Source organism: Marinobacter sp. UBA5687, assembly GCF_002420325.1.
Lineage (GTDB): Bacteria > Pseudomonadota > Gammaproteobacteria > Pseudomonadales > Oleiphilaceae > Marinobacter > Marinobacter nauticus.
The window spans coordinates 1-6,189 of sequence record NZ_DIHV01000046.1 but is presented as its reverse complement, the minus strand read 5'-3'; the positions used below and the strand labels follow the sequence as shown (position 1 = coordinate 6,189).

Annotated in this window: 5 protein-coding genes; 1 reads left to right on the top strand and 4 read right to left on the bottom strand. The window is 54.3% G+C overall.

Annotated features, from left to right (window positions below; translation table 11 throughout):
• The 4 genes from B3Y70_RS04995 to B3Y70_RS04985 form a co-directional block, all read right to left on the bottom strand.
• Positions 1–1,042, bottom strand: a 1,042-nt coding sequence (locus B3Y70_RS04995; RefSeq protein WP_150306362.1) for an IS91-like element ISCR2 family transposase, incomplete at its 3' end; no start/stop codon positions are given.
• Positions 1,043–1,464: 422 nt separating this feature from the next.
• Entirely contained in the window at positions 1,465–1,641 is a 177-nt protein-coding gene (locus tag B3Y70_RS17580; protein WP_353743853.1) for a DUF6880 family protein, read from the bottom strand.
• Positions 1,634–2,953 carry a hypothetical protein gene (locus B3Y70_RS04990; RefSeq protein ID WP_239241799.1) on the bottom strand — a complete coding sequence of 440 codons (1,320 nt, stop codon included), beginning with the start codon at positions 2,951–2,953 and terminating at the stop codon, positions 1,634–1,636. Before B3Y70_RS04990 ends, B3Y70_RS17580 begins: the two co-directional genes overlap by 8 nt.
• A gap of 24 nt (positions 2,954–2,977) precedes the next feature.
• Positions 2,978–5,575, bottom strand: a complete 2,598-nt coding sequence (locus B3Y70_RS04985) for a TonB-dependent receptor (RefSeq protein WP_288589290.1) — start codon at positions 5,573–5,575, stop codon at positions 2,978–2,980.
• Positions 5,576–5,613: 38 nt separating this feature from the next.
• Between B3Y70_RS04985 and B3Y70_RS04980 the strand changes: the two genes are divergently transcribed.
• Positions 5,614–6,189, top strand: a 576-nt coding sequence (locus B3Y70_RS04980) for a TetR/AcrR family transcriptional regulator (RefSeq protein ID WP_150306359.1), incomplete at its 3' end; no start/stop codon positions are given.

Genomic DNA, 6,189 nt, shown 5'->3' with positions numbered 1-6,189 from the left:
TGGATAACAGCCGGATCCGTAATAGCCGCTTCTCGGATACCGCCGGGCGGCTGATGTACCGGCACAGCCGTTCGAGCTTCTTGCGTTCATCGGCCCTGGCCGCCACGCCGGCGTGCAGGCTGAACCCGGCTACCTTGCCAATCCCGTCACCGAACGGATCACCACTGGTCGGCAGAGTTTGCAAAGTGAACACCTTTCGCCCCGCCTGTGAACCGACAGCGATACGGTAAGTGATCGAGTGCCCCAGCAGGGGTGTCATCGGGTCGTCATCCACCGCATCCGAGGCCAGATAGCTGTTTTCGACATCCCGTTCCAGCAGGCCTTGCCGTTCCAGATAGCGACCCACCCGGTGGGCGATGGTGTGCGTCAGCTGGGTGAGCTCTGGGCTGGTCGGCGCCTTGACCCAGCGGAAACGCGCTGAGCCGTGGGATTGCTCGACATACACACCGTCGAGAAACAGCATGTGGAAGTGAACATTCAGATTGAGCGCCGATCCAAAACGCTGGATCAGGGTGACCGCGCCCGTCTTGGCCACTTGGTGGGTATGGCCCGCTTTCTTGACCAGGTGCGTGGCAATGACGCGGTAAACGATGCCCAGCACCCGCCCCATGATCTCGGGCCGGCTGGCAAACAGGAAACGCAGCTGAAACGGGAAACTCAACACCCACTGACGCATGGGTTGTTCAGGCAGTACTTCATCAACCAGCAAGGCGGCACTTTCGGCCATCCGCCGCGCCCCACAGCTCGGGCAGAAACCGCGACGCTTACAGCTGAAAGCGACCAGGTGCTCGGCGTGGCAAGACTCGCAGCGAACCCGTAGAAAGCCATGCTCCAGCCGCCCGCATTGGAGAAATTCTTCAAATTCCCGTTGCACATAGCCCGGCAATTCCTTTCCCTGCTCTGCCATAAGCGCAGCGAATGCCGGGTAATACTCGTCAACGATCTGATAGAGAAGGGTTTGCTCGGGTCGGTGGCTCTGGTAACGACCAGTATCCCGATCCCGGCTGGCCGTCCTGGCCGTCCTGGCCGCCACATGAGGCATGTTCCGCGTCCTTGCAATACTGTGTTTACATACAGTCTATCGCTTAGCGGAAAGTTCTTTTACCCTCAGCCGAAATGCCTGCCGTTGCTAGACATTGCCAGCCAGTGCCCGTCACTCCCACTCTATTGTAAACAAGACATTTTTATCTTTTATATTCAATGGCTTATTTTCCTGCTAATTGGTAATACCATGAAAAATACCATGCTCAGAAAAGGCTTAACAATATTTTGAAAAATTGCCTACTGAGCGCTGCCGCACAGCTCCATAGGCCGCTTTCCTGGCTTTGCTTCCAGATGTATGCTCTTCTGCTCCTGCAGCTAATGGATCACCGCAAACAGGTTACTCGCCTGGGGATTCCCTTTCGACCCGAGCATCCGTATGAGACTCATGCTCGATTAGCGGGCTTTAATACTACATCAAGTCTACAGGCGTGCCCAAAAACTGCTTTTACGCCCATGCGCTGACTGCAATTGTTGCACGAATGCGTGATGCTCCAGCAGAGGGTCGAACACCTTGATTCGCCCGGCCAGCGCTTCCAGCTGCTGAAGAGGAAAAGCACTCCGCCCGAGGGCGGAGTGCTGTCCTGAAGTATTATTGATTTACGAGAGCAGCTTTGGTGGCAAAACGCTTGGAAAAGCCGTTGAGTTTCAGCTTGAAATCATCTCCGGAGCGAAACTGGGCCTCGGTCATATGGGGTTGCTCGTGATCCTTGTACCATTCCGCGTACTCCTTGTGATCGGTACTTTGAACATCGTAATGGGTGGAGTACGTCCTGACATGGACGACCGGGTCCTTACCGCTCATATCAAACTCCATGAAGCGCATCCATCCATCTCCTATGCCGATTCCCAGGCCTGATTCGACCTTGCCGCCGGCGTCAATGGCGGTTTGGGCCCGACTCTGGTAGTCGGAAAGTAATTGCCAGACCGGATTGCCATGGGCATTGCTATCCATGCGGGTCGCCTGGCCGAGTTGATGGCCGCAAAGCACCAGGAAAATCTGGTCGTGCTGGCTAATAAACTTTTGCCATACCATTTCGGGGTTATTGTGAATGGGATCCACCACATGACCATCAATCACCGGATTGGCCTTTCGTTCACCGTCGGTGTTGAGGTAGTCGTGCGTGGACACAATGGTTGGCAGGCCCGGGTGTTTCTCCACCACGCCGGCGGCCCATTCCAGCGACGCGTTGGGGGCATCGAACTGGAGAGCGATATGGAGGAACCTGTAGCCTCCCGCCTCGAATATTTGAGCGCTGTCGGCGCCGCCATCGTTGTACTCCACGTACCAGGGTTTGTCCTTGAAAAATACCGAATTAGCGCCGAAGACAGACCGGAAATTGTCCAGGCCTCCGGGATGCAGCATGCCCAAAGTAGCTAGATCGTGGGGGTCGGGATTGGCAGACGGAGGATGATTGGCATCTGTCCACATGGCGTCGTAGTCATGATTTCCCGGTGCTACCGAAAACGGTACTTTGCCCGCAATCAGGGAAAAGCCTTCATGGGCCTTGGGCATTTCAACGGTTTTGGCCTTTTCCGTGGGAGCGAAGTGGCTATCCACAATGGGGTTAGGCGCAATCTTGAATCCCCGCGCCTTGTGATCTTCGTCCATGGACAAGGTCTGGTGTTGCCAGACATCCCCGAGGGAGGTGACGAAAGCGATGTCACCGCCCTGGCTTTCCAGGTTGTCCGCGATGTACTGCATCTGTTCTATGAAGAGCTTGTTGGCATCGAAGGGAAACCCTTCAGCTTTCTGGTGGGTATAGTCCAGGTAGTTCTGGGTATCCGGAATCACCGCGATGGTGAACGTTTTATCATCCGGTGAAGCCGCCAGAGACAGGGGTGCGGCGGTGGATACCGCGATAAATGAGGCAAGAATCCCGCTCTTGAGCGAGGCATTGATCATATTCATGAAATTGCTCCGTTTTGGGGTTGATCAGAAATTGACAGTGAACTCGGCGCGGACATTCTGGCGACTGCCGGCGATAAAGGTTGGAATGCCGAAAAAATCACCCATGTTGCCTGCATCGACGATGTACTTTTCGTCAGTCAGGTTGTCGCCGACAATAGCCACCATCCAGGCTTCATCCGCACTGGTGTATGACAGGCGGGCGCTGAACAGTCCGAAGGCACCCTGGAATTCGTCGACCTTGGTGTCGGAGAATGCTGCGGGGGTTCGCTGCTGAAGAATTGCTTTGTCATTGTCGTCAAAAAAGAACATTTTTGACTGCCAGCTGTAAACCGGTGAGAACGCAATGACACCGGTTTGCAGCGGCCACTCGAAGCTGGCACCGACAGAAAACATGTGATCCGGGCTGTTACGGAAGCTGTTGTCCTTGTATGCGCCGGTACGCAATCTGGCCTTGTTGTAGCCGTAGCTGCCAAACAAACTCAAACTGTCAGTGGCCAGGTAATTAACCTGGGCTTCAAATCCGGTTGAGTCCGCCTCGCCGGCGTTGACGGTGACGAGTCGTCCCTCGACTGCCGCGAGGGTCTGGAAGTTTTTATATTCGTAATAGTAAATGGAGCTGTCACCGACGACACGGCCATCCAGCAGCTGGAACTTTATGCCAGTCTCCATGGACGTCAGCTCCTCTGTCGGGATAAGTGAAGAGGTGCCATTAGTATTCACGGTAACGACTTCCGGGCGTTTGCCCAGGCCGTAAACGGCATACCAGTTCAGGTTGGGTGTAATTTCATACCGAAGCCCGACCCTGCCTGTGGCTGTAGAGGAACTGTTCGAGTCGCTGTACTTTTGATTGCCTGGTGTGGGACCTAACAGTAATCCGCTCCCGGTCAGGCTGCTTACGCCATAGGGTGTCGTACCCTGGAGCGAAACCTCTTTCTTGTCCCATGTCATACGTCCCCCAATGAAAATCTCCAGATTATCGGTGAGGTTCGAGGTGACATCGGCAAAGAGGTCATAGGTTCTGATATCCGCATGGCGGACCTGTCGATCCAGGTGAAATGCTTTCAGAGAGTTCGCTGAGTCACCCAGCATGCTGTTAATCTCCGCGTTTGTTAGCCCGCGGGGCGCAAACGCCTGGAGTTGGCCAGTCAGCAGAAGTGACATGGCGCGCTCATCATATCCCATGTCCAAGCTCATATCGTTCTGGGCATCGAACACGCCAACGCCAACAAAACCGTTAAATGGACCAATGTCGGTGAAGTTTACACGTACTTCCTCGGAGAGTTGTTCTCCAGAGGCACACTGTTCGTAGGCGATGATATTGGTGGGAGTACCGTCGTTGTCGCCGGCCTGGCACGATTCAAACCATCGATAGCCGGTGATTGATGTGAGGGTAAACCGGTCGCTAATGGTGTATTCAGTGGTTCCGCTTACTCCCCTGATTTCACGCTCAAAATAGGATTTTGGCAGCTCCCCAAAGGTTTCAAGGTGAGTGGGAGTCCAGAAATCCAGATCGCCGATCACCTTGCCGGTGCTCTGGTCCAGCGGCAGAAACGTGCCTGATTTAAAGGGTACGCCGCCGCTGGTGTCATCGAGATCGTAGGTGGTGGAAAGATGAAAGCGTAGATCGTCGCTTGGTTCCCAAAGTACGCCCAGGCGGTAGGCCTCGGCGTTCACGGCGTTAAAACTGCCCGAACCGTCGCTGTCTTCCACGAAACCGTCCTTCTCCTTCGTCAATGCGCCAAACCTGACAGCCATAGTATCCGACAAGGGTGTATTGGCAACAGCCTGAACATGCTGATAACCATATTCTCCCAAGCCACCTTTGACTTCGAACACCTGTTCGAATAAAGGCTTCTTCTGGAAGATGGAGACGCCGCCATTCAGTGCGGATCTGCCGTGCAATGTGGATTGAGGCCCCTTTTCGACTTCGATGCGGTCTATATCGAAAAGCTCGCCATAAGAGGCGTTGGCATGGGTAACGGCCACGCCGTCCTGGAAAATCGCGACCCGAAGTTCGCTCTCCGGGTTGAGCTCATCGGTAGTGATGCCCCGTATGGAAAACCCTGGACGGAACCTATCCTGAAGCTGCATCACGAACCCGGGAGTAAGTTCAGCGACCCTGTTCAGCTCGGAGCCGCCGATTTTCTCCAGAAACTCGCCGCTGTAGGCGCTCATTGCCATGGGAACATCGGTGATCTCCTGTTCTCTCTTCTGAGCAGTTACTACAATCACCTCCGTTATATTACTGGTGTTCGTGTTTGAGGGCTCACCGGTAGCGGCAAGTGCTGTTGCGGAAAGGGCAAACCCCAGGGGGCCGGGGAGCCATTTCAAGTTTTTCATGGTTGTGACCTCGTTGTGAGTAAAAAAAAGGGGGGGCATCCAATAACGATGCGATATAGTATCGTTATTGGATTGCAGAAGTTTGAAGGAAATATGACAACATGAAAGAAACAGGCTTTCCGGATTGTCCCGAAGGCGACACTGGACCAGCGGCGTAATATCCGGTCTGGCCAGTCGGGACTTCATTGTGGAATTGTCATAAACTTGAGCCTCGACTTCGTGTGAACAGGCCCTGAGAGTGAGTCTCTGACGATACGTGATGATATTGGAAAGAAGTGTCATTCGTATGACTCGACGGGAAGTGAAAGGAGTGCCCGAAAGTGACACAGTCTAGAGGACGCCCACGCAGCGCCGGGGTTGGCGATGCCATCAAGGCAGCGGCTTGGGAGTTGCTGGCGGAAAAAGGCTACGACAGCCTTACCATGGACGACGTCATCGCCAGCGCGGGATGCGGTAGAAATACCGTATATCGGCGCTACAGTAGTAAGCGGGAACTGATTCTGAGTTTATTCCAGGATATGTACCACGATGATCTGCCTGCCATGGGCCCCGATGATGACCCCCGCGAAGTGCTCATTGACTACACCGGGCGTATTGTCAGATTTCTTACGGGAACACCAGGCCAGGCCATGGTGAAGATACTCGAGGTGGTGCCTCGAAACCCCGAGTTGGCTGCGATAAGGCATCAGTATCGTCGCCAGTTCAGTGAAAAGCTGTATCAGCCCTTGAAGCGAATCAGCGCATTTACGCCGAGCCGGGAAGTGCTTGCGTTTGTCGAGGATACTCTTGCAGGAGCGCTCCATTATCACACCAGCGTCGTCAAGAGAGAACTGAGCGATCGGGAAATCAGCGGTATAGTCGATAGCATTGTCGGGAGTATAAGAAATATTAACGCT

Excerpts from the sequence above, each read along its gene's own strand:
- B3Y70_RS04990 (WP_239241799.1), bottom strand. The coding sequence starts at position 2,953 with ATGAATATGATCAATGCCTCGCTCAAGAGCGGGATTCTTGCCTCATTT.
- B3Y70_RS04985 (WP_288589290.1), bottom strand. The coding sequence starts at position 5,575 with ATGACACTTCTTTCCAATATCATCACGTATCGTCAGAGACTCACTCTC.